We start from the raw sequence: 21,118 nt of genomic DNA on the forward strand, positions 1-21,118 counted from the left end.
TCTGTGTCGGGTCAGACCGGCTCGCGGCGGATGCCCGCGCCGATCTGGCTCAGTTTTTCCTCGATGCATTCGTAGCCGCGGTCGATGTGGTAGATGCGGTCGACTGCGGTTTCGCCCTCGGCCACCAGGCCGGCAATGATCAGGCTGGCCGAGGCGCGCAGGTCGGTCGCCATCACCGGGGCACCCACTAGTTGCTCCACGCCCTTGACGATGGCGGTGTTGCCCTCGATGGTGATATCCGCTCCCATGCGCTGCAACTCCAGTGCATGCATGAAGCGGTTCTCGAACACCGTTTCCACCACCGACCCGGTGCCTTCGGCCACCGTGTTCAATGTCATCATCTGGGCCTGCATGTCGGTGGGGAAGGCCGGGAAGGGTGCGGTCCTCAGGTTTACGGCTTTTGGCCGGCGCCCTTCCATGTCCAGTTCGATCCAGTCCGGGCCCGTCTCGATGCGCGCACCGGCCTCGACCAGCTTGGCCAGGACCGCATCCAGTAGCTCCGGGCGGGTGTTGCGGCAGCGCACGCGCCCGCGAGTGACGGCCGCCGCGACCAGGAAGGTGCCGGTCTCGATGCGGTCCGGCATCACGTCGTATTCGCAGGCGTGCAGGTTTTCGACGCCCTGCACGCGTATGGTGTCGGTCCCGGCACCCTGGATCTTGGCCCCCATCGCAGTCAGGCAGTCCGCCAGGTCGACCACCTCCGGCTCGCGCGCGGCGTTCTCGATCAGGGTCTCGCCCTCGGCCAGGGTGGCAGCCATCAGCAGGTTCTCGGTGCCGGTGACCGTGACCTGGTCGAACACGACGCGCGCTCCCTTCAGGCGCTTGGCGCGGGCGTGGATATAGCCACCGTCGACGTCGATCTCGGCGCCCAGCGCCTCCAGCCCGCGCAGGTGCAGGTTCACCGGGCGCGAACCGATCGCGCAGCCGCCCGGCAGCGAGACCTCGGCCTCGCCGAAGCGCGCGAGGAGGGGGCCCAGTACCAGGATGGAGGCGCGCATGGTCTTGACCAGGTCATACGGGGCGACACACTGGGTCAGGGTGGTCGGGTCGACCTCGATGCGCATGCGCTCGTTGACCGTGAGGCTTACACCCATGCGGCCGAGGAGTTCCATGGTGGTGGTCACATCCTGCAGGTGTGGGACGTTGCCAATGGTCATCGGCCCGTCCGCCAGCAAGGTGGCGGACAGGATCGGCAGAACCGCGTTCTTGGCCCCGGAGATCCAGACCTGCCCCTCCAGGCGGCGGCCTCCGGTGATGATCAGCTTGTCCATGGAAAGCCCGGGTCGGTCGCGGGGACCAGCATGGCCCAGCGAAACACGCCATGATAACGAATCTGCCCGCGGAGCGCGCGTTTCCGGCTGTGGGGCGGCCCTCAGGCCGTGCCGGTCTGTGTCGCGGGACCCGAATCGGCGATCACCGATTGCAGGTCGTAAAGCTCAACGAGGGGTGCCAGGCCCTGCGGGATGGAATGGAAGTCCAGTTCCCCGCCCTGTTCGTGTACCCGACGCCAGAGGGTAACCAGCAGCGCCACGCCGGCCGAGTCGATGCGGGTCACTTCGCCGAGGTCCGCCCGTGCGCGAGCGGGCAGTCCCGGGAGCAGCGTGCGAATACGGGATTCGAGGCCCGGAACGGTGGCAAGCGTGAGCGTGCCGGAGATGGCGATCCCCTCCGGAGTGGCGTGCAGGCGGGCCTCAGCCATTACCGTTGTTGACCTCGTCGGCAATGCCGTCCATCGCGTCATCGACGAGGTCGCGGTCGCCGTCCTCGAGACGCTCGATCAGGGCGTCGAGGCCGTTGCGGTTGATCTCTTCGTTGAAGCGGTTGCGGAAGTTGCCGACAAAGCTGAGCCCTTCGGCTTCGACGTCGAAGACCTTCCACTCCCCGTTCACCGGGCGCAGGCGATAGTTGACCTGGAGGTTCGACTGGCCGGAACCCATCACGATTTCGGTGGCCACCACGGCCATGCGGTCGTCCTGGCGCGAACGGCGCTCGATCACGCGGATTTCCTTGTCCAGATGATCGGCCAGCTGCACCCCGTAGGCCTGCAGAAGCGTGTTCTTGAAGGCCTCGGTAAAGCGCTTACGCTGTTCGCTGGAGGCGTCGCGCCAGTGCCGCGCCAGCACCAGCCGGGACATGCCTTCGACATCCACGCCGGGCAGGATTTTGTCTTCGATCACACCGATCACGAAATCCGGGTCCTCCTGGGCGCGGTCCTCGTTCGCCCGGAGCTTCTCGTAGACCTCGTCGATGGACTGCTTGATGATCTCGGTGGGGTTGTCCGCCTGCGCGGCGCCCGGGAGGGCCAGCAGCAGAAGCAGCCAGAGCGGCGCCGGCAGCGCCAGAAATCGCAATGTCTTCATCGTGTCGTCCCCGGTGTGGGTGTCAGTCGCTACCCATATTGGTCAAGAAACGACCAATCAGGTTCTCCAGGACCAGCGCGGATTGGGTGAACATCACCTCGTCACCATCCTGCAGGGTGTCATAGTCGCCACCGGGCTCCAGGGCGATGTACTGCTCGCCCAGGAGCCCCGCCGTATGGATCGCGGCCTGCGTGTCCATAGGCAGGTAGTCATGCTCGGAGCGGATCGCCAGTTTGACCTCGGCGCGGAACTGTTCCGGATCATAGCGAATCTCGGAGACGCGCCCGATGCGCACACCCGACACTGTGACCGGCGCGCGCGTCTTGAGCCCGCCAATGTTGTCGAAGTAGGCCGTCACCGTGTAGGTGTCCCGGTCGTGGTAGTCGGTCACGTTGCTCACCTGGACCGCCAGGTAGAACAGGGCCGCCACACCCAGCAGCACAAACACGCCGACCGCCAGTTCGAAGAAACGTACCTTCATTGTAACCACCTGCCTAGGAAATCACTGGTTGGTCAGCCCGCGCCGAACATCAGCCCGGTCAGGATGAAATCGAGGCCCAGTATCGCCAGCGAGGAGACCACCACCGTCTGGGTCGTCGCGCGCGAGATGCCCTCGGAAGTCGGCATCGCGTTGAAGCCCTGGAATACCGCGATCCAGGTCACCACGAACCCGAACACAATGCTCTTGATGACCCCGGAGAGCACATCCTCGTTCCAGTCGGTCACCGACTGCATCTGCGAGAAGTACGCGCCGCTGTCCACGCCCAGCATGCCCACACCGACGATATAACCGCCCATTACGCCCACTGCGCTGAAGATCGCGGCCAGCAGCGGCATGGAGAGGAACCCGGCGACGAAGCGCGGGGCGAAGATACGGCGATAGGGGTTTACCGCCATCATCTCCATCGCCGAGAGCTGCTCGGTGGTCTTCATCAGGCCCAGCTCGGCCGTTAGAGCGGAGCCCGCGCGACCGGCGAACAACAGTGCGGTCACCACCGGGCCCAGTTCGCGCACCAGCGACAGGGCAACCACGCCGCCCAGGGCCTCTGCGGCACCGAAGTTCACCAGGGTGATATACCCCTGGTAGCCCAGCACCATGCCGACGAACAGCCCGGAGACGATGATGATCAGCAGCGAGCGCACGCCCACTGAGTAGATCTGCACCACCGTCAGCCCGAACCGCCGGATCACGATATCGAGGCTGGCCAGCACCTGGAGCAGAAACAGGAATGCGCGGCCAAATACCACCAGTGCATTCAGCGAGCTGCGGCCCAGCGAGGCAATCGCGTCAATCATCGCGTCGTTCCCGCACCCCGAGCAGGTCCTCGCGGTAGCCGTCGCCGGGGTAATGAAACGGCACCGGGCCATCGGGGCGGCCCTCGAGGAACTGCGCACTCCAGTCCGAGGCGCGGGCACGCAGGTCGTCCGGCGCCCCGGCATCCACCGCCCGGCCATCGGCGATCAGCACCACGTGATCGGAGATGGCCATGGCCTCGGTTACGTCGTGCGACACCAGTACGCTGGTCAGGCCCAGGCTCTGGTTGGTGCGCCGGATCAGGGTCACGATCTGACCCATGGTGATCGGGTCCAGCCCGGTAAAGGGTTCGTCGTACATGATCAGGTCCGGGTCCAGTGCGATCGCCCGCGCCAGCGCCACGCGCCGTGCCATGCCGCCGGACAGCGAGGCCGGGTCAAGGTCCCGCGCGGAACGCAGGCCCACCGCCTCGAGCTTCAGCAGGACCAGGGTGCGCAGCACGTCCTCGGGCAGGTCCGTGTGCTCTCGCAGCGGAAAGGCGACATTCTCGAACACCGAGAGATCGGTCAGCAGGGCCCCGCTCTGGAACAGCATGCCCATGCGTTTGCGCAGGGCGTACAGGCGCCGGGTCGAGAGTCGTGCGACCTCCTGGCCGTCGACCCAGATGCGGCCTCCGTCCGGGCGCAGCTGGCCGCCGATCAGGCGCAGCAGGGTCGTCTTGCCGCTGCCACTGGGGCCCATGACCGTGGTTACCTGACCGCGCGGGATGCGCATGGACAGGTCCTCGAAGACCACCTTGCGCCCGCGCCGGAAGCGCAGGTTCTCGATAACGATATGTGGGCTGTCTTCGGCGACCGGCTCAGCCACAGGCACCTCTTGCCGTACGGCCAATGGGATTCGGGAGTCTGGCGCGGGACGGGTGCCTGGTCAAACCGGTTTGGGTGGAGTTCATCCCACCCCCAGCAACTGGGCGATGGTGCGAAACTCGGAAAGTCGATCCGGTCGCGCTCTCAGGAACACGGGCGTCGGGCCCTGGCCGCCGGCCGCGATCAGGGCCTCCACCAGGGCCCGCCACCCCATCGGGTCCAGACCCGTCTCCGGTTCGATCTGCCACAGGCCGGCGCCGTCTTGGCCCGGATACCACAGGGCCTCGCGGGTGCCCGGCAGTTTGTGAGCCTCGGCGGGTCCGGCCAGCAAGGCGGTTTTCACGTTGCCGCCCTTGAGTGCCGCCTCCACGGCGGCGGCATCCTCGGCACCCATGACGCCGAGGGCCACACCGTGCAGCGTGTCGCCCAGTTCGTTCTCGATTCGGGCCAGAGCGGCCGCACCCGCCTCCGGCGGAAGATCCCGTGGCCACTCCAGTGTCAGCTGCAGCTTGGCGGGGACCGCCTCGGCCCATGGCCCGAACGGGCCTTCATCCTGTGCCGACCAGACAGAGGCCGGCAGCAGTAGACGGCTGTGATAGTGGGTGTAGTACTCCAGCTGCCAGTCGGTCGGGAGGTCATCCGGGAAAAAGCTCTCCCACCAGGGCTCACCGGGGCCCGTGACCCCGGCAGCCTGCAGTTCCAGCGCTTGTTGATCCTTCGACATCCGCGTCTCCCTCGTTCAACCGCAGCCTGGCGGGCTTGCTTGTATCGCCACCGCGCGCGCGGCACAGTTGGCGCCATGCGCTTCGACCTCTTTCATGAACTCTCGGTGCCGGAGTTTCTGCAGACCTCCGAGACCGAGGTGATCGACCGGACCCTGGCCCTGTGGGAGCAGGCCGATCGTCTTGGCTACGGCACCGCCTGGCTGGTGGAGCACCACCTGATGCCGGAATTCTCCCACAGCACCGCGCCGGACCTGGTACTGGCCGCGGCCAGCCAGCGCACCGAACGCCTGCGTCTGGGCCTCGGCGTGGTCCCGCTGCCCTACCACCACCCCCTGCGGGTCGCGCAGCGGGTCGGCATGCTCGACCAGCTCTCCGGCGGGCGCCTGGATCTGGGCATCGGGCGCGGCTTTTCGCCGCGCGAATATGCCACATTCGGCGCCGAGATGAGCGAGTCCCGCGCGCGGGTCGATGCCGGACTGGATGCGCTGCGCCAGGCCTTCGCCACCGGCCGGATCACCCAGCACGGCCCGTTCCATCATCTGGACGACGTGCCCGTGATGCCGCGCCCGGTGCAGGACCCGCACCCGCCGATCTGGACCGCTGCGGTCAGCCCGGAATCGTTCACCTGGGCCGCCGAGCAGGGCATCGGGGCGCTGGCAGGTCCGTTCAAGCCGTGGCAGATGATCCGCGAAGACATCCGCCTGTACCGCGAGGCCTGGGACGCATCGCGCACCGATATCGCCCATCCGCCGCGCGTCGGGATGACCCTCGGGGTGCTGTGCCTGCCGGATGGCAAGCGCGCCCGGCGCGAGGCCAAGCCCGCGTTCGAGTGGTTCTATCGCCACATGTTCCAGCAGACCCTGCCGGTGCTGGAGCGGCTGATCGAGGGCTACGACTACTATCGTTCGCTCGGCCGCTTCCGCCACCTGGTCAAGGCCGGGATCAATCTGAAGATCCTCGACATGCTGGGCATGACGCTGGTTGGCACGCCCGCCGAGTGTCGCGAGCGCATCGAGGGGCTGCGCGCGGCCGGGGTCGACCAGGTCCTGCTGGCCTTCGGGGCCGGGGCCGTACCCCACGAACTCGCGCTGGAGTCCATGGACTGCTTTGCAGAGGAGGTCATGCCGGCCTTTGCCGAACGCGCCCCGGGCGCCACCGGCACGGCTGGATAGCTGTCCATGCGGGTCGCCGTGACCGGCGCTGCCGGGCGTCTGGGCCAGGTGCTTGTTCCGGCCCTGGCCGCCGCCGAGGATATCCAGTCTGTCACCGCGATCGACCGCCGCCCGGTTGCTGCCGCCGCCGCGCGCACAATCCCGTTGCAATCCGACCTCGCGGATCTCGGTGCGGAACACCTGGCCGGGCATGACAGCCTGATCCACCTCGCCTTCCAGCTGATGGGCGGGCAGGGCGGGAGCCGGCGCCGCGACCGCGACTGGGTGCGTGCGCAGAATGTCGAGCTGAGCCGCCACGTCTTTCAGGCAGCCGCCGCGGCCGGTGTGAGCCAGATCGTCTTCCTCTCCAGCGCCGCGGTCTACGGTCCATGGCCGGATTCGCCGCGCCCACTGACCGAGCGCAGCCCGGCGCGGCCGCGCTTTCCATACGCCGAGGACAAGGTCGCCACCGAGCAGGCCCTGCTGGCGGTCGCCGAGCAGTATCCCGATTTGACCACCTGCATCTTCCGCCCCCCGGCAATCGTCGGGCCGCATGCCCACCCGCTGCTGCGCCGGGTCGCGCGCAGTCGCGTGTATCCAGGTGGCGTCGAGGTGCCGGTGCAGATCCTGTGGGAGGACGACGCCGCGGACGCCGTGGTGCGAGCGGTCACGCGCCAGGCGGAGGGCATCTTCAACCTCGGGGCCGAGCCTGTCTGGTCCATGCGCCGGATGGCGCTCCACCGGCGCCGCTGGGGCATCCCGGTGCCCCCGGGCCTGATCCGTGCGCTGCACCCGCTGGCCTGGCGACTCACCCGCCATGCCGGCGATCCCGGCTGGGTCCAGGGCCTCGACGGCGCCCTTCACATGGACTGCTCGAGCGCCCGCGAGCAGCTCGGCTGGACACCCCGGGTCTCCACCCCCGAGTGCCTGGAGCGCCTGCGCCGCTAGCTCCGTCGTTTTCAGGCTGGGCCTGGTTCGTCATCCGGTGTTTACGGTGGCTTTGGTCCGCCGCCTGCCAAGCGCTGTTTCGGCAGCGCGCCCCGCCAGTTGTTAATCAAAAACGGGCTTCTTTGCTCGTGCAAAGAAGGAACCAAGAAACACGCCCGGGATTCGCCCGGGAACCTTGCTCCGGACGCGCCAGGCCGGCGGCGCTGAAACTCGCTTCGCTCAGACAGTCAGCGCCTTCTCCCGGCCTGTCACGCCCTCCACAAGGGGCTCATATCGGGAGGGTAGGTCAAGACAGGCGGCATTCCAGCATCAGAGGTAAGCCCTGAGCTGTAGGGTGCGTTGAGCGCAGCGAAACGCACCATCCCGGTGCCGGGGCTAATCGCTGATGCGATTCGCTGCGCTCATCCGCATCCTACATGGGGTCTGGCGCCCGCTGGCGGGCGCGGCACGCCATGGCCGAAGGCCGCGCGTGCCAAGATGTCCGAATACCTTGCCTCCAACCATTGGCACAAACGTCAGAGCGGCCGTTGTCTTGACCTTATCCCCCCGTATGAAGCCCCTTGCGGAAGGGGCCTCGGGACGGAAAAGAGGCGCTGACTGTCTGAGCGAAGCCAAAGGCGCAGCGAGTTTCAGCGCCGCCGGCCCGAGGGCCCTGGAGCAAGGTCCTCGGGCGGAATCCGGGTGCCCTTCTTTGGGTACTTTCTTGGGCAAGCAAGAAAGTACCTCGGGGCGCGCTGCCGAGACAGCGCAGGCAGGCGGCCGGACGAAGGCACCGTAAACACCGGATGACGAACCAGGCCTAGCCACCAACTGGCAAGGCGGAGGCACAGGGCCGCGTGGTCGCGCATGGGGGCGCTGCGATGCGCTGGACTAGCGCAGGAGCATCAGGATGCCGGCGAGGATTAGCACGCCGGCGAAGCCGCGTCGGAGGACGCCCACGGGCAGATAGTGCGCCAGCCAGACACCCGCACGTACGCTGATGGCCGTGCCGATGACCACGCCGAGGATGGCGGGCAGGTAGAGATACCCCAGTGCCCACTCGGGCGCCTGATAGGTCGGATCGGTCCACTGCGGCAGGGCGAACACCAGGCTCGCGCCGATGGAGATCGGCACGCCGAGGGCCGCGCCCGAGCCGATCGCCCGGCGTAGTTCCAGCCCCTGGCTGACCAGGAACGGGGTGGTCAGCGTGCCGCCGCCGATGCCGATCAGCGAGGAGACGGCCCCGATCACGGTGCCGCCGCCCAGCCATACGCTGCGTCGGGGTACGGGCGCCTTTGGGGGCTGAACGTTCAACAGCATCCAGATTCCGATTGCGACCTCGAAGGCGCCGAAGATGCGCCCCAGGTGGTCGGAGTCGATGCGCGTGGCCAGCCAGGCCCCGAGCAGGGCCCCGACGATGATCCCCGGCAGCAGGCGGCGCACGGCCGTGCCGTTCACCCCGCCGCGGCGATGATGGGCGCGGGCGGACAGGATCGCGGTGGGGATGATCGCGCCCAGCGAGGAGCCGACCGCGAGCTGCACCAGGCTGGCCGAGTCGAAGGCCAGCAGGCCGAAGATCGCGACGAACACCGGCACCAGGATCAGCCCGCCGCCGATGCCGAACATCCCGGCCGGGATGCCGGCGACCAGGCCCAGAAGCACAAATAGCAGCCCCAGCGCCAGCGGTGACTGGGTCAGGGCCTCAAGCATGTTCGGGGCGTAAGGGTGAGGTCGTCAGGTAGGGCCCGGCCAGCAAGCATGGAGCCGGCCGGGTCCGGAGAGACGGGGCAGGCGCTCAGAGCGCCTTGAAGCACTTGCGGGCGGCCTCGATGGTGGCGTCGAGGTCCGCCTCCGAGTGGGCGTTGGACATGAAGCCGGCCTCGAAGGCGCTGGGGGCCAGGTAGATGCCCTCGCCCAGCATCGCGTGGAAGAAGCGGCCGAAAGCGGCGGTGTCGCAGGCGGTGGCGCCGGCGAAGTCGGTGACCTTCTGGTCCGAGAAGAACAGGCCGAACATGCCCGGCACCTGGTTGGTGGTCAGGGCGACCCCGGCCTCGCGCGCGGCGTCCTCGAAGCCCGCGACGACTTTCTGCGTGCGCTGCTCCAGTTCGTCGTGGAAGCCCGGGCGGGACAGGATCTCCAGGGTCTTGAGCCCGGCGGTCATCGCGATCGGGTTTCCGGACAGGGTGCCGGCCTGGTAGACCGGGCCCAGCGGCGAGAGGTGTTCCATGATCGCGCGCTTGCCGCCGAAGGCCCCCACCGGCATGCCGCCGCCGATGATCTTGCCCAGCGTGGTCAGGTCCGGGGTGACGCCGAGATAGCCCTGGGCGCAGTTTTTCGAGACGCGGAAGCCGGTCATCACCTCGTCGAAGATCAGTACCGCGCCGTGCTGGTCACAGACCTCGCGCAGGGTCTCCAGGAAGCCCGGTTCCGGCGGGATGCAGTTCATGTTGCCGGCGATCGGCTCGACGATGATGCAGGCGACCTCGTCGCCCTTTTCGGCGAAGAAGGCGCGCACGCCGTCCGGATCGTTGTAGGTGAGGGTGCTGGTCAGGGCGGCCAGCTCCTTCGGCACGCCGGGGGAGCTCGGCTGGCCGAGGGTCAGGGCACCGGAGCCGGCCTTCACCAGCAGAGAGTCGCCATGGCCGTGGTAGTTGCCCTCGAACTTCACGATGCGGTCGCGGCCGGTGTAGCCGCGCGCGAGCCGGATCGCGCTCATGGTGGCCTCGGAGCCCGAGTTGGTCATGCGCACCAGGTCCATCGATGGCACCAGTTCGCAGACCTTCGCGGCCATGTCGTTCTCCAGCCGGGTCGGGCAGCCGAAGGACAGGCCGTTGTTGCAGGCCTCGCGCACCGCCTCGATCACCTCGGGGTGGGCGTGGCCGGCGACCATCGGGCCCCAGGAGCCGATGTAGTCGATGTAGCGCTGGCCGTCGGCGTCCCACATGTAGGCGCCGTTGGCGCGGTCCATGAAGATCGGGGTGCCGCCCACGCCCTTGAACGCGCGGACTGGGGAGTTCACGCCCCCGGGGATGTGCTGCTTGGCGGCCTCGAACAGACGCTCGGTTTCCTGCATGACGGTGTCCCTGTAGTTCAATGGAATCGGTAGGCCCGGCAACCATAGCGGCGGCCGCCGGGCGGTGCAAAGTGGTCAGTCGAACAGTGTGCTGATGCGCCGGGCGGCGGCCTCCGGGGCGGGCGCGGAGCTGATGCCCTGGATCACGGCGACCAGATCCGCCCCAGCCGCGACCACCTCCGCCGCGTTGTCCGGGGTGATGCCGCCGATGCCGCAGATCGGCAGGTCCAGGGCCGCGCGCGCCTGGCGGATCAGTTCCGGCCCGGCATAGGCGGCCTGCGGCTTGGTCGGTGAGGCGAACATGGTGCCGAAGGCGACATAGCTGGCGCCGGCCCGGGCGGCGGCCTCGGCGCGCGCCAGCTCGTTGTAGCAGGAGACCCCGATGACCGCGTCGGGCCCCAGGAGCGCACGGGCCGCGGCCGGGTCCGGGTCGTCGCGGCCCAGATGCAGGCCATCGGCCTGGACGCGTGCGGCCAGCTCGGTGTCGTCGTTGATGATGCAGCGCGCACCGTGCGTATGGGCGAGGGTGACCAGCTCGCGGGCGATCGCCTCGCGAGCGTCTCCTTGAAGCTCCTTGTCGCGGAACTGGATCAGGCTGGCGCCGCCACGCAGTGCGGCGGTGGTATGGGCGAGGTGGGTGGCGCGCGGGTCCGCGCCCTCCGGCACCGCGGGGGTGATGAAGTAGAGCCCGCGCAGGGGCGCTCGGCTGTCAGTCGTCATGCGGGCACAGGCGGTTGGGGATGTGCTGGCCGTGGCCGGGCGCATAGCCGCGGGCGATGGCATCGTTCATGAAGGCCTGGGCCTCGATCACGGCCGGTTCGATGTCGCGGCCACGGGCGAGGAAGGCGGCGATCGCTGCGGCCAGGGTGCAGCCGGAGCCGTGGAAGCCGGCCGGATGGCGTGGCAGCTCGAACGGGCGCACGTGGTCGTCCTCGCGGTAGAGACGATTGATGATCGGGTCCTTCTCGGTGCCCTCGTGCCCGCCGGTGACCAGCACGTTGCGCGCGCCCAGCTGGCGAAGCTGGTGGCCCCACTGCGCGGGGTCTTCGCTGCGGGCCAGACGGGCGGCCTCGGGCCCGTTCGGGGTGATCAGCGTGGCTCGCGGCAGCAGGGCCTCGCGCGTGGCGTCGACCACCGCCTCGGTAGCCAGTGCCCCGCCGCCGCCGGCGACCATTACCGGGTCTAGCACCACCGGGATGTGCGGGTGAGCGCTCAGCAGCGCGGAGACGACGGTGACATTCTCCACGGAGCCGAGCATGCCGATCTTGATCGCTGCGACCTCGAGATCCGCGAGGGTGACCTCGATCTGGGCGCGCAGCTGCTCCGGCGGGAGCACGGTGAAGTCCACCACATTGCGGGTGTCCTGGACGGTGATCGCGGTCACGGCCGTGGCCCCGTGTACGCCGAGGCGGGTGAAGGTGGTCAGGTCGGCCTGCAGACCCGCACCGCCGCCGGGGTCGGAGCCGGCAATGGTCAGCGCGATCGGGGGATGATTCATGAATGGGGGCTCCCGTGCTAAGGTTGCGCGCGCCCCGGCACCCCCGGGGCGTTCTTGTTCCGAATCCCGGGAGTGTACGCAGCATGAGCCACGAGTTCGAAGTCGAGTCCATCCGTCCCCTGGTCGCCGCCGCGAAGGCCGGCGGTACGCTGAATGCGGAGGTCGACCAGGCCCTGGCCGCACTGGAACAGGAGATCAACCGGATCGCCGCCGAGCTGCAGGTGGAGCACGTGGGCCCCGGGGTGGGTATGGCGGACATGAATGCCGAGCATGTCTATCGCCTGGTCATCCGCCAGCACGAGATCGACGTGACGCGGCACGAATGGAGCCTGTGGGTTTGCGATGCGCTCGATAACTGCGACTTCCGCGCGACCTGGCCGGTCACCGGCGCCGGCCGTCTGCGCCGCAAGCAGGTGACGGCCGTGGTGCCGGAGCTCGTGACGGGCTACCGCGATGCGGTCGTGGCCGCCGGCAAGGGCGATACCCAGGCCGGCCAGCGTCTGAACCAGATGGCCGGGCTGTTTAGCTGATCGAACCTTCCGGCTCGCGCAGCGAAATCACCGGCCAGCCCCGTTCGCGGGCATGTGCGGCCAAGGCCGGGTCGGGATCCACGGCCACCGGGCGACCGACCTGTTCCAGTAGTGGGATGTCGTTCCGCGAGTCGCTGTAGAAGCTGGCCCGCGTGATCGTGCTGTCGGGGTCCGGGTGATCCGCGAGGTGCTGGCGCAGGCGCTCGATCTTGCCCTCCTGAAAGCAGGGTACGCCCGTTAGCTCGCCCGTAAACTCCCCGTCCTCGCGCTCCTCCGCCAGGGTGGCGATCAGGTGATCCACGCCGAGGATATCGGCGATCGGCTGGGTCACGAACTGGTTGGTCGCGGTGATGATTACCAGCTCGTCGCCGGCTTCCCGGTGCCGGGCCAGCAGACGCTGGGCGCCGGGGGCGATCATCGGGCGTATCAGCGTCTCGATGAACTGCTCCCGCCACTGTTCCAGCTGCGCGCGCGGGTGCTCGGCCAGCGGGCTGAACGCGAAGCGGCAGAACTCGTGGATGTCGAGGGTCCCCGCGACATACTCCTGATAGAAGCGGTCATTGGTCTCGGCGTGACAGGTCGGGTGTACGGCACCGACCTCGGCCAGGAACTGGTTCCAGGCGTGATCGCTGTCGCCGGCGAGCAGGGTATTGTCGAGGTCGAACAGGGCCAGGTTCATGGATCGCTCCGCGGATTAGGGGTCGCGCTGGGAAGACGGCGGGAGTTTACCGGGGCATGACTTCGCACGCAGCTTTGCCTGTCCTGCCACGGGGGATGCGTGGGAAACGCTGATGGATGTACACGCTCGCGCTCGAGTCGCTTTTGCGTGCGAACAAGGCGCGGTGACTGCCGTGCAGTCATTCTGCACAAGGGAGCCGCAACGCCGTTCCGACGCCCGTTTTCGATAACAACGGGCGGCCGAGCCCCTTGGGGTTGGTACCCCAGGTTCCCCGATCCTGCGTTGTGCCACTTGCGGGTAGAACCACTACCCGCTGCGCGGCGCGCCTTGCCTCGGAAAACCTGGGGTACCAACGCGAGCGTGTACATTCATCAGCGTTTCCCAAGGTCTTTGCCGCGGGGCCTCGGGCTGTGGAACAATGCAATCAGTGAAGAAAGCGTCTGGTTGATGCAAGTGATTGATTGTGAGGGGTATAGAGCCAACGTAGGCATCATCCTGTGCAATCGGGAGCGCCAGCTTTTCTGGGGCAAGCGCGTGGGCCAGGACGCCTGGCAGTTTCCCCAGGGCGGTATCCGCGTGGAAGAGACGCCGGAGCAGGCGATGTACCGCGAGTTGCGGGAGGAAACGGGCCTGTTGCCCGAGCATGTCGAGGTGCTCGGCAATACCCAGCACTGGCTGCGCTACCGCCTGCCGGAGCGCATGGTGCGGCGTCACCGCCGCCCGGTCTGCATCGGCCAGAAACAGCGCTGGTTCCTGTTACGGATGATGGGCAACGAGAACGACGTGATCCTGGATGCGATGGGTACCCCCGAATTCGACGACTGGCGCTGGATCGACTATTGGCGCCCGGCACGCGAGGTCGTGCATTTCAAGCGCCAGGTCTATCGCCGCGCGCTGTGCGAGCTGGTGCCGCTGATGTTCCCGGAGCTGGAAGGCCAGCGTTCGCGTCCTGCGCCGGGGCGTGACGCCAGCGATCAGGTCCCGTCGCACGCTTCGACGGTGTCGCCACGTTGACGAGTCCGAACCCCCCGTCGATGCTGGAGGTCCTGCGCCGCGTGGTGCAGGAGGTCAATGGCGCCGCCGACTTTTTCGAGGCGCTGCATATCATCGTGACCCGCGTGAAGGCCGCGTTGGATATCGATGTCTGCTCCATTTACCTGAAGTCACCGCAGTCGGGCCGTCTGGTGCTGATGGCGTCGGAGGGTCTGCGCGAGGAATCCATCGGGCATGTGGAGATGGACCCTTCCGAGGGTCTAGTGGGGCTGGTCGCCTCGCGCGCCGAGCCGGTCAACCTGGACAGTGCCCAGGACCACCCGCGCTTTCGTTATTTCCCCGAGACCGGCGAGGAACACTTCCTGGCCTTTCTCGGTGTGCCGATTATCCACCAACGCAGCCTGCTGGGGGTGTTGGTCGTGCAGCAGCATCAGGCGCGCAAGTTCGATGACGAGCACGTCTCCTTCCTGATTACCCTGGCTGCGCAGCTGGCCGGTGCGATCGCCTACGCGGAATTCAACGACGAGATCTCCTCCGAGACCCCGCTGATCGGGCACGTCAATGTCGAGGCGACCGGGATCGCCGGTTCCCCCGGGGTCGCGATCGGCCGGGCCGTGGTGGCCTACCGGCTGGCGGATCTCGACTCCATCCCGGATCGCGAGGGCATAGGGGTCGACGAGGAGCTCGAGCGTTTCGGACAGGCGGTGGCCGAGACGCGCACCGAGATCGAGGATCTCAAGCAGCGCATGGGCGAGGCGCTCGGCGCGGACGAGCAGGTCCTGTTCGACGCTTATCTGATGTTGCTGGGCTCGGACTCTCTGGTGCACAAGACCGAGGCGCGCATTCGCAACGGTCAATGGGCTCCGGCTGCCCTGCGCGACACCGTGCGCGAGAGCGTTCGCGTGTTCGAGGACATGGAAGATCCATATCTGCGCGAGCGCGCGGCCGATGTGCGGGACCTGGGTCGGCGGGTGTTGTCTCATCTGCTGCCGGCCGAGCGCAGCCAGGAGGAATTCCCGGACGGGGGCATCCTGGTCGGTGACGACCTGACCGCGTCACACCTGGCCGAGGTGCCGATCGAGCGCCTGGGTGCGATGGTTTCGGCCAAGGGCACCGGGTCCTCGCACATCGCGATCCTGGCGCGGGCGCTCAATATCCCGGCGGTGATGGGGGTCTCGGAGCTGCCGGTAGGCCGTCTGGAAAACCGCGAGATCCTGGTCGACGGTTATCGCGGCCGCCTGTTCGTGAACCCGAACGCGGAACTGCGCGCGGAGTTCGAGCGCCTGGTACGCGAGGAGCGCGAGCTGGCCGAGGATCTGCGCTCCCTGGCCAAGGATCCGGCGGCCACCCGCGATGGTGTGGCGGTCCCGGTACTGGCGAATTCCGGGCTGCTGGCCGATATCAAGCCGTCGCTGGAATCCGGGGCCGAGGGTGTGGGGCTTTATCGCACCGAGGTCCCGTTCATGATCCGCGACCGCTTCCCCGGGGAGGAGGAGCAGGTCCAGCTCTACGAGCAGGTGCTGGCGTCTTTTGACCCGATGCCGGTCACGTTGCGCACGCTGGATATCGGCGGCGACAAAGCGCTGCCGTATTTTCCGGTCAAGGAGGACAACCCGTTCCTGGGCTGGCGTGGCATCCGCATCTCGCTGGATCACCCGGAGATTTTCCTGACGCAGCTGCGCGCGATGCTCAAGGCCAGCTGCGCGCATGACAACCTGCAGATCCTGTTCCCGATGATCTCGGCTCTGGACGAGCTCAAGGGGGCGATGACGCTGCTCAACCGGGCGCGCGAGGAGCTGCTGGACGAGGGGTTCATGATCCCGATGCCCAAGGTCGGGGTGATGGTCGAGGTCCCGGCAGCGGTGTATCTGTCGGAGACGCTGGCCCGGCGCGTGGACTTCCTGTCGGTGGGGACCAATGATCTCGTTCAGTACCTGCTGGCGGTGGACCGCAACAACGCGCGGGTGGCCAACCTTTATGACACCCTGCACCCGGCCTGCATTCGCGCATTGGAGATCATCACCGACGGGGCGCACCGGGCGGGCAAGCCGGTCAGTGTGTGCGGCGAGATGGCGGCCGATCCGGCCGCGGTGATCCTGCTGCTGGGTATGGGGATCGACAGCCTCAGTGTCAGCGTCTCCGCAATTCCGCGGGTGAAATGGGTGATCCGAAGCTTCTCCACGGATCGTGCCGAGGCGCTACTGGCCCAGTGCCGCATGCTGGAGAACGCGGAACAGATCCGCTCGCTGCTGAACAATGCCCTGGTACAGGCCGGGCTCGGCGGCCTGGTGCGCGCGGGCAAGAACTGATTCGGCCGGCGTCAGGCGGCCTCGCGCCGGCGTCTCCACCAGCCGATCAGCGCGGCCAGCACAAAGATCGCCAGCACGACCCCGATCGCGATCAGGGCATCCGCGATGGAGCGGTTGATCACCAGCACCACCACGCCGACCAGGATTGGCACCGGAAACTCGTTGAACCAGCGAAACCAGGTGTGTTCGCGGCGGTTCAGGTCATCCCGGAAGTCACGCACGATCCAGCCGCACCAGATGTGGTAGATCACCAGCAGGGCCACCAGCGTGAGCTTGAAGTGCATCCAGGGCTCGTTCAGATACCCCGGGATCAGGGCCAGCATGACTCCGCCAAAGGCGATCGTCAGCAGCCCGCCGGGTGTCATGATCCCGTAGAACAGCTTGCGCTCCATGGTCTTGAAGCGCTCGTGGCCCAGGGCGTCGTCGGTCATCGCATGATAGACGAACAGCCGTGGCAGATAGAACAGCCCGGCGAACCAGGTGACCATGAAGATCACGTGCAGGCTTACCAGCCAGTTATAGGCTTCCATGCTTCAGGTCTCCCAGCGGGGCGGGGGTGGTGCGTTCAGGACAGCCAGCGTTGCAGGTGGCGTTCGATCTGTTCGAAGTCCGGGTCGCCCAGCTTCTGGTAGACGATGCGCCCGCTCGGCGAGATCACGAATGTGGTCGGGGTCAGACGCACGCCGCCGAAGGCTTGCGACATGCCGTCTTCGGTGTCGTGGATCACCCTGTACGGCATCTCGCGGTCCTCGCGCATCGCCTCCACCCGGTTGATCGGGTCGTAGGACACGGCGACCGCGAGCAGTTCGAAGCCCTTCTCGGCATAGGTCTCGTGCAGGTAGATCAGCTTCGGGATTTCGCGCACGCAGGACGGGCAGTTGGTGGCCCAGAAGGAGATCATCACCGGGCGCCCCTCGTAGTCCGACAGTGCTACCTCTTCGCCATCGAGCGTCGTGGCGGTGAATTCCGGCGCCGGGCGCATGCCGTCATCGGCCAGCCAGATCGCCAGGGCAACCCCGATCAGGGTCAGGATGAAGATGCCGCCAATGATGGTCTTGCGGTCGATGCGAAAGCTGCTCATGGGTTCAGGGGTTCCCGTTGGTTGTAAATCGCCGGTTTCGACTGGCGCGAGTGCGACTTCGTTCCGTGCTTTGTGGTAAGGCGGTATCATGCCGCAGCATGATGGCAACAACCAATAGCAAACCTATCCGCATCGGGGTTGTCGGTGCGACCGGGTACGCCGGCGTGGAACTGCTGCGCCTGCTGGCCCGACACCCTTCGGCAGACCTGGCAGTGGTCACCTCGCGCGGCGAGGCGGGTACGGCGGTCGCCGATTTGTTTCCCAGTCTGCGCGGGGCCGTGGACGCGGTCTTTCGCGAGCCGGATGCCGGCGTGCTGGGTGAGTGCGATGCGGTTTTCTTTGCCACGCCGCATGGAGTGGCCCACGCGATGGCCGGCGCGCTGCTGGAGCGCGGGACGCGGGTGATTGACCTGTCGGCCGACTTTCGCATACGCGATCCGGCGTTGTGGGAGCGCTGGTATGGCCAGGCGCACGGGGCCCCGGAGTATCTGGGCGAGGCGGTATACGGTCTGCCGGAGATTCACCGTGACCGGATCCGTCCTGCGCGGCTGATCGCCGTCCCGGGCTGTTACCCGACGGCCGTGACGCTCGGTGTCCTGCCGCTGCTGGAACAGGGCCTGATCGACCCGGCCGACGTGATCGCGGATGCCAAGAGCGGGGTCAGCGGGGCGGGGCGCAAGGCGCAGATTGGTGGCCTGTTCGCCGAGGTGCAGGAGAACTTCCGCGCCTACGCGGCCGGCGGGCATCGCCACTGGCCGGAGATTCACCAGACCCTGAGCGATGTGGTCGGTGGCGAGGTCGGGCTGATCTTTCAGCCGCATCTGGTGCCAATGACGCGCGGTATCCATGCGACCCTCTATCTGCGGTCGCGACAAGCCGAGACCGACTGGCAGGTTTGTTTCGAGCAGCGTTACGCCAATGAGCCGTTCGTCGATGTCCTGCCCCCGGGGTCGCATCCCGAGACGGCCAGCGTGCGGGGGACCAATCACTGCCGGATCGCGGTGGCACGGCCGCCGCACTCCGATCGTCTGGTGGTCCTGTCGGTGATTGACAACCTGGTCAAGGGGGCGGCCGGGCAGGCCGTGCAGAACATGAACCTCATGTTCGGCTACCCGGAGGACGAGGGGTTGCGCGACTTGGCGGTCTTCCCATAGGGGAACACTGGTTAATGTCCAAGCTCCCGACACCGGTGCCGCGGCGCCGCCCCCGGATCCCGCCGCCACGGCCGGTGCGACAGCGTCGGCGGCGCTGGGGCCTGGGTGTATTGTTGCTGGCTCCTTTCTTGTTGGTGGCCGGAATCGGCGGCTGGCTGTGGATGCACTGGCCGGACGAGGGCGTGATCGATCCCCAGGTGCGTATCGATGCCCTGACGGGCGAGCTGCAGCGCGAGGTTGCAGCGCGACAGCAGGCGGAGGCCGAGCAGCAACGCGCGAGGCGGCAGCTGTCACTCCTGGAGGCCGAAAAAGACGCCTATCGCGAGGATGTCGAGCGCCAGGAGGCTGAACTGGCACGGTTGCGGGATGAGGTGGCGTTCTACGAGCGGCTGGCAGAGAACAATAATGACTCGAGTCTGGGGTTGCGAGACCTGGCGCTGCAGGCGACGGGACAGTCCGGGGTGTGGGATGTGGTGTTCCAGATATACCGGGCTGGCCTGAACCGGTCGCTGGATGTGAGCTGGTCGCTGGAGATAACCGGGCGTTTCGAGGGGGACGACGAGGACACGACTCTCGATCAGGACGAGTTGGGCGTGGAGCAATCGCGCAGCATTGAGGGCTTCCGACTGTTGCGTAACGTGCGTGCGCGGGTCGTGTTGCCGGAGGATTTCACGCCGGAGGGTGTAACCGTTAGGGTGGAGCCCGACGAAGAGGATGGCCCCGAGCCGACGATGAAGCGCGGGGAATGGGATCGAATGACGGGAGAAGGGGCATGATCGGACGCAAGCGGGGGCGTGGTAGCAAGCGGGCACGTCGGGTCGACACCATGATTGGAGAGAACGCCGTGGTGCGTGGCGAAGTGGAGTTCAGCGGGGGGCTTTATGTCGAGGGCCGCGTGGTGGGCAGTATTCGTGCGCCGAGCGATCCTTCAGCCGTACTGATGGTGGCGCCTCAGGGGGTTGTCGAGGGGCAGGTGATGGTGCCGCACCTGGTTGTGAATGGCGAAGTGCGGGGTGATATGCACATGAGCGAGTACGTCGAACTCGGTGCGACCGCGCGTTTGCATGGCCACCTGTATTACAAGAGTCTGCAGATCACCGAGGGCGCGAGTATCGACGGCCAGCTCGAACGCATGGAAGAGCCCCTGCAGGGCGAACTGGAGGAGCCTCCTGTGCAGGAGGCCGAGCCGCAGACTGCGGTTTCCTGAGGGAGACCCATTCAACCGGCACTTTGCCGAACGTGGCCCAGCATCATTCGTGGGGTATTCTTGACGCTGACGGTCAGTATTCCGTAGCGTAAATGAAAATGATTCTTACAGGAGGCACCCAATGTCCGAAGCCATGACATCCAATACCGAGGCGGATATGGACATGGAGATCCCGAGCCCGCTGATCTTCTCTGATGCCGCCGCGAGCAAGGTGAAGGGGCTGATCGAGGAGGAGAACAACGACAACCTCAAGCTGAGGGTGTTCGTTAGCGGTGGCGGCTGCTCCGGCTTCCAGTACGGTTTTACCTTTGACGAAACCATTGGCGAGGGCGATACCGTGGTCGAGAACGGCGGGGTTACCCTGCTGATCGACCCGATGAGTTTTCAGTATCTCGTCGGTGCCGAAATTGACTACACCGAAGGTCTGGAAGGTGCGCAGTTCGTGATTCGCAATCCGAATGCCTCGACCACCTGCGGTTGCGGGTCCAGCTTCTCGGTCTGACGTACAGAGTCGTTACACTACTGTCAGGGCCCGGCCGTATCGGTCGGGCCTTTTTTGTGCGTATTTCTATGTCGATTCGGGCGCGCGGCCGGGGATCCGGCAGCCGAGGATGCGCGGCCCTCGCGCACCCGTGACCTCCGGCAGGTTGCCCGCCTCGCCGCGCAGATGCCGATACGCCAGCCAGGCAAAGGCGGCCCCCTCCACCTGCTGGGGTGGTATCCCGTGGCGTTCGGAACTCTCGACCTTGCTGCCGGCCAGCCGGCTTTGCAGCCGTTCCATCAGGTAGCCGTTGTGGGCGCCGCCGCCGCAGACAATGACGCGGTCGGGCGCTGCTGCTCGCAGGGATTCGAGCGTCAGGCGTACCCCGTCCACGGTGAGTTCGACCAGGGTGGCCTGAACGTCCTCTGCGTTCATCCGGTCGAGCTGTTCGCCCCCGACCTGGCGAAGCCAGTGGGGTGAGAAGTGCTCGGGCCCGGTGCTTTTGGGAGCGGGACGCAGGAAGTACGGGTCCTCGAGGAGTTGTGCCAGCAGTGACGGGTCGGTGTGCCCCGTGCGCGCCCACGCGCCACCGGCATCATAGGGCTGGCCAAGATGCCGGCGCGCCCAGCCGTCCAGGAGGGTGTTGGCGGGGCCGCTGTCGCATCCACGCACTGGCTGGCCCGGTTCCAGCCAGGTCAGGTTGGCGATCCCGCCGAGGTTCAGGATCGCGCGCGTCTCGGTCGGGTGCCCCAGCCAGTCTGCGTGGAACGCGCAGGCCAGCGGCGCCCCCTCGCCTCCCGCCGCGAGGTCGCGCTGGCGAAAGTGCGCG

Annotated in this window: 24 protein-coding genes (1 of these 24 running past the window's edge); 9 read left to right on the plus strand and 15 right to left on the minus strand. The window is 67.0% G+C overall.

Features of this window, described 5'->3' with window-relative positions; translation table 11 throughout:
* Window positions 1-11 precede the first annotated feature (11 nt).
* The 7 genes from murA to F623_RS0103365 all read right to left on the minus strand — a co-directional run bounded on the left by murA (window position 12) and on the right by F623_RS0103365 (window position 5,205).
* Window positions 12-1,271, minus strand: coding sequence for a UDP-N-acetylglucosamine 1-carboxyvinyltransferase (gene murA, locus F623_RS0103335; protein WP_018860713.1), 1,260 nt, complete (start codon window positions 1,269-1,271; stop codon window positions 12-14).
* Window positions 1,272-1,372: 101 nt separating this feature from the next.
* Complete coding sequence (locus F623_RS0103340; RefSeq protein WP_018860712.1) at window positions 1,373-1,699, minus strand: lipid asymmetry maintenance protein MlaB; 327 nt, start codon at window positions 1,697-1,699, stop codon at window positions 1,373-1,375.
* A complete protein-coding gene (locus F623_RS0103345; RefSeq protein ID WP_018860711.1) occupies window positions 1,692-2,360 on the minus strand; it encodes a phospholipid-binding protein MlaC in 669 nt (222 codons plus the stop codon). The genes F623_RS0103340 and F623_RS0103345 overlap by 8 nt, the downstream gene beginning before the upstream one ends.
* Before the next feature lie 22 nt (window positions 2,361-2,382).
* On the minus strand, window positions 2,383-2,841 hold the full coding sequence (mlaD, locus tag F623_RS0103350) for an outer membrane lipid asymmetry maintenance protein MlaD (RefSeq protein WP_018860710.1): 459 nt from the start codon (window positions 2,839-2,841) through the stop codon (window positions 2,383-2,385).
* Window positions 2,842-2,873: 32 nt separating this feature from the next.
* Window positions 2,874-3,656, minus strand: coding sequence for a lipid asymmetry maintenance ABC transporter permease subunit MlaE (gene mlaE / locus F623_RS0103355; RefSeq protein ID WP_018860709.1), 783 nt, complete (start codon window positions 3,654-3,656; stop codon window positions 2,874-2,876).
* A complete protein-coding gene (locus F623_RS0103360) occupies window positions 3,649-4,482 on the minus strand; it encodes an ABC transporter ATP-binding protein (RefSeq protein WP_018860708.1) in 834 nt (277 codons plus the stop codon). The genes mlaE and F623_RS0103360 overlap by 8 nt, the downstream gene beginning before the upstream one ends.
* 81 nt (window positions 4,483-4,563) lie before the next feature.
* The gene (locus tag F623_RS0103365; RefSeq protein ID WP_018860707.1) at window positions 4,564-5,205 is read right to left on the minus strand and encodes a hypothetical protein; all 642 of its coding nucleotides are present in this window, start codon (window positions 5,203-5,205) and stop codon (window positions 4,564-4,566) included.
* Between the two features lie 75 nt (window positions 5,206-5,280).
* On the opposite strand from F623_RS0103365, the gene F623_RS0103370 reads away from it, so the two are divergent.
* Together F623_RS0103370 and F623_RS0103375 are read left to right on the plus strand one after the other, a co-directional pair.
* On the plus strand, window positions 5,281-6,378 hold the full coding sequence (locus F623_RS0103370) for an LLM class flavin-dependent oxidoreductase (protein WP_018860706.1): 1,098 nt from the start codon (window positions 5,281-5,283) through the stop codon (window positions 6,376-6,378).
* 6 nt (window positions 6,379-6,384) lie between these two features.
* A complete protein-coding gene (locus F623_RS0103375; protein WP_018860705.1) occupies window positions 6,385-7,305 on the plus strand; it encodes an NAD-dependent epimerase/dehydratase family protein in 921 nt (306 codons plus the stop codon).
* Window positions 7,306-8,175: 870 nt separating this feature from the next.
* On the opposite strand, the gene F623_RS0103380 is transcribed toward F623_RS0103375, so the two are convergent.
* The 4 genes from F623_RS0103380 to thiD form a co-directional block, all read right to left on the minus strand.
* Window positions 8,176-8,994: a sulfite exporter TauE/SafE family protein gene (locus F623_RS0103380; RefSeq protein ID WP_018860704.1), complete on the minus strand. Its 819-nt coding sequence runs from the start codon at window positions 8,992-8,994 to the stop codon at window positions 8,176-8,178.
* Between the two features lie 85 nt (window positions 8,995-9,079).
* Window positions 9,080-10,357, minus strand: coding sequence for a glutamate-1-semialdehyde 2,1-aminomutase (gene hemL / locus F623_RS0103385; protein WP_018860703.1), 1,278 nt, complete (start codon window positions 10,355-10,357; stop codon window positions 9,080-9,082).
* Window positions 10,358-10,432: 75 nt separating this feature from the next.
* Window positions 10,433-11,077 carry a thiamine phosphate synthase gene (thiE, locus tag F623_RS0103390; protein WP_018860702.1) on the minus strand — a complete coding sequence of 215 codons (645 nt, stop codon included), beginning with the start codon at window positions 11,075-11,077 and terminating at the stop codon, window positions 10,433-10,435.
* Entirely contained in the window at window positions 11,067-11,855 is a 789-nt protein-coding gene (thiD, locus tag F623_RS0103395) for a bifunctional hydroxymethylpyrimidine kinase/phosphomethylpyrimidine kinase (protein ID WP_018860701.1), read from the minus strand. The genes thiE and thiD overlap by 11 nt, the downstream gene beginning before the upstream one ends.
* Window positions 11,856-11,938: 83 nt before the next feature.
* Between thiD and F623_RS0103400 the strand changes: the two genes are divergently transcribed.
* Complete coding sequence (locus F623_RS0103400) at window positions 11,939-12,385, plus strand: hypothetical protein (protein WP_018860700.1); 447 nt, start codon at window positions 11,939-11,941, stop codon at window positions 12,383-12,385.
* On the opposite strand, the gene F623_RS0103405 is transcribed toward F623_RS0103400, so the two are convergent.
* Complete coding sequence (locus F623_RS0103405; RefSeq protein WP_018860699.1) at window positions 12,378-13,064, minus strand: HAD family phosphatase; 687 nt, start codon at window positions 13,062-13,064, stop codon at window positions 12,378-12,380. The two genes, F623_RS0103400 and F623_RS0103405, sit on opposite strands and share 8 nt — an antisense overlap.
* Before the next feature lie 447 nt (window positions 13,065-13,511).
* On the opposite strand from F623_RS0103405, the gene F623_RS0103410 reads away from it, so the two are divergent.
* Together F623_RS0103410 and ptsP are read left to right on the plus strand one after the other, a co-directional pair.
* Window positions 13,512-14,078 carry an RNA pyrophosphohydrolase gene (locus F623_RS0103410; RefSeq protein ID WP_026278574.1) on the plus strand — a complete coding sequence of 189 codons (567 nt, stop codon included), beginning with the start codon at window positions 13,512-13,514 and terminating at the stop codon, window positions 14,076-14,078.
* A gap of 20 nt (window positions 14,079-14,098) precedes the next feature.
* On the plus strand, window positions 14,099-16,366 hold the full coding sequence (gene ptsP, locus F623_RS0103415) for a phosphoenolpyruvate--protein phosphotransferase (protein ID WP_018860697.1): 2,268 nt from the start codon (window positions 14,099-14,101) through the stop codon (window positions 16,364-16,366).
* Window positions 16,367-16,377: 11 nt separating this feature from the next.
* On the opposite strand, the gene F623_RS0103420 is transcribed toward ptsP, so the two are convergent.
* A complete protein-coding gene (locus tag F623_RS0103420; RefSeq protein ID WP_018860696.1) occupies window positions 16,378-16,896 on the minus strand; it encodes a CopD family protein in 519 nt (172 codons plus the stop codon).
* Window positions 16,897-16,931: 35 nt separating this feature from the next.
* Window positions 16,932-17,447: a peroxiredoxin gene (locus F623_RS0103425; protein WP_018860695.1), complete on the minus strand. Its 516-nt coding sequence runs from the start codon at window positions 17,445-17,447 to the stop codon at window positions 16,932-16,934.
* Window positions 17,448-17,545: 98 nt separating this feature from the next.
* On the opposite strand from F623_RS0103425, the gene argC reads away from it, so the two are divergent.
* The 4 genes from argC to erpA all read left to right on the plus strand — a co-directional run bounded on the left by argC (window position 17,546) and on the right by erpA (window position 20,310).
* Complete coding sequence (gene argC / locus F623_RS0103430; RefSeq protein WP_018860694.1) at window positions 17,546-18,601, plus strand: N-acetyl-gamma-glutamyl-phosphate reductase; 1,056 nt, start codon at window positions 17,546-17,548, stop codon at window positions 18,599-18,601.
* 14 nt (window positions 18,602-18,615) lie between these two features.
* Window positions 18,616-19,377, plus strand: coding sequence for a DUF6776 family protein (locus tag F623_RS0103435; protein WP_018860693.1), 762 nt, complete (start codon window positions 18,616-18,618; stop codon window positions 19,375-19,377).
* Window positions 19,374-19,808, plus strand: a complete 435-nt coding sequence (locus F623_RS0103440) for a polymer-forming cytoskeletal protein (protein WP_018860692.1) — start codon at window positions 19,374-19,376, stop codon at window positions 19,806-19,808. Before F623_RS0103435 ends, F623_RS0103440 begins: the two co-directional genes overlap by 4 nt.
* Window positions 19,809-19,929: 121 nt before the next feature.
* Complete coding sequence (erpA, locus tag F623_RS0103445; protein WP_018860691.1) at window positions 19,930-20,310, plus strand: iron-sulfur cluster insertion protein ErpA; 381 nt, start codon at window positions 19,930-19,932, stop codon at window positions 20,308-20,310.
* A 66-nt stretch (window positions 20,311-20,376) separates the two neighbouring features.
* On the opposite strand, the gene F623_RS0103450 is transcribed toward erpA, so the two are convergent.
* On the minus strand, window positions 20,377-21,118 hold the 3' portion of the coding sequence (locus F623_RS0103450) for an anhydro-N-acetylmuramic acid kinase (protein ID WP_026278572.1). 389 nt of this gene lie beyond the right edge of the window; 742 of the gene's 1,131 nt are visible here — the last part of the coding sequence; the start codon falls outside the window, past its right edge; its stop codon occupies window positions 20,377-20,379.

Source organism: Thioalkalivibrio sp. ALD1, from assembly GCF_000381245.1.
Taxonomy (GTDB): Bacteria; Pseudomonadota; Gammaproteobacteria; order Ectothiorhodospirales; family Ectothiorhodospiraceae; genus Thioalkalivibrio.

Bases quoted from the DNA above. Each gene is read 5' to 3' on its own strand.
- F623_RS0103435 (WP_018860693.1), top strand. From the start codon at position 18,616: ATGTCCAAGCTCCCGACACCGGTGCCGCGGCGCCGCCCCCGGATCCCG.
- F623_RS0103370 (WP_018860706.1), top strand. From the start codon at position 5,281: ATGCGCTTCGACCTCTTTCATGAACTCTCGGTGCCGGAGTTTCTGCAG.
- F623_RS0103400 (WP_018860700.1), top strand. From the start codon at position 11,939: ATGAGCCACGAGTTCGAAGTCGAGTCCATCCGTCCCCTGGTCGCCGCC.
- erpA (WP_018860691.1), top strand. From the start codon at position 19,930: ATGTCCGAAGCCATGACATCCAATACCGAGGCGGATATGGACATGGAG.
- F623_RS0103380 (WP_018860704.1), bottom strand. From the start codon at position 8,994: ATGCTTGAGGCCCTGACCCAGTCACCGCTGGCGCTGGGGCTGCTATTT.
- ptsP (WP_018860697.1), top strand. From the start codon at position 14,099: ATGCTGGAGGTCCTGCGCCGCGTGGTGCAGGAGGTCAATGGCGCCGCC.
- argC (WP_018860694.1), top strand. From the start codon at position 17,546: ATGATGGCAACAACCAATAGCAAACCTATCCGCATCGGGGTTGTCGGT.
- mlaD (WP_018860710.1), bottom strand. From the start codon at position 2,841: ATGAAGGTACGTTTCTTCGAACTGGCGGTCGGCGTGTTTGTGCTGCTG.
- thiD (WP_018860701.1), bottom strand. From the start codon at position 11,855: ATGAATCATCCCCCGATCGCGCTGACCATTGCCGGCTCCGACCCCGGC.
- F623_RS0103440 (WP_018860692.1), top strand. From the start codon at position 19,374: ATGATCGGACGCAAGCGGGGGCGTGGTAGCAAGCGGGCACGTCGGGTC.
- F623_RS0103375 (WP_018860705.1), top strand. From the start codon at position 6,385: ATGCGGGTCGCCGTGACCGGCGCTGCCGGGCGTCTGGGCCAGGTGCTT.
- F623_RS0103405 (WP_018860699.1), bottom strand. From the start codon at position 13,064: ATGAACCTGGCCCTGTTCGACCTCGACAATACCCTGCTCGCCGGCGAC.
- murA (WP_018860713.1), bottom strand. From the start codon at position 1,271: ATGGACAAGCTGATCATCACCGGAGGCCGCCGCCTGGAGGGGCAGGTC.
- thiE (WP_018860702.1), bottom strand. From the start codon at position 11,077: ATGACGACTGACAGCCGAGCGCCCCTGCGCGGGCTCTACTTCATCACC.
- hemL (WP_018860703.1), bottom strand. From the start codon at position 10,357: ATGCAGGAAACCGAGCGTCTGTTCGAGGCCGCCAAGCAGCACATCCCC.
- F623_RS0103425 (WP_018860695.1), bottom strand. From the start codon at position 17,447: ATGAGCAGCTTTCGCATCGACCGCAAGACCATCATTGGCGGCATCTTC.
- F623_RS0103340 (WP_018860712.1), bottom strand. From the start codon at position 1,699: ATGGCTGAGGCCCGCCTGCACGCCACTCCGGAGGGGATCGCCATCTCC.
- F623_RS0103420 (WP_018860696.1), bottom strand. From the start codon at position 16,896: ATGGAAGCCTATAACTGGCTGGTAAGCCTGCACGTGATCTTCATGGTC.
- mlaE (WP_018860709.1), bottom strand. From the start codon at position 3,656: ATGATTGACGCGATTGCCTCGCTGGGCCGCAGCTCGCTGAATGCACTG.
- F623_RS0103365 (WP_018860707.1), bottom strand. From the start codon at position 5,205: ATGTCGAAGGATCAACAAGCGCTGGAACTGCAGGCTGCCGGGGTCACG.
- F623_RS0103345 (WP_018860711.1), bottom strand. From the start codon at position 2,360: ATGAAGACATTGCGATTTCTGGCGCTGCCGGCGCCGCTCTGGCTGCTT.
- F623_RS0103410 (WP_026278574.1), top strand. From the start codon at position 13,512: ATGCAAGTGATTGATTGTGAGGGGTATAGAGCCAACGTAGGCATCATC.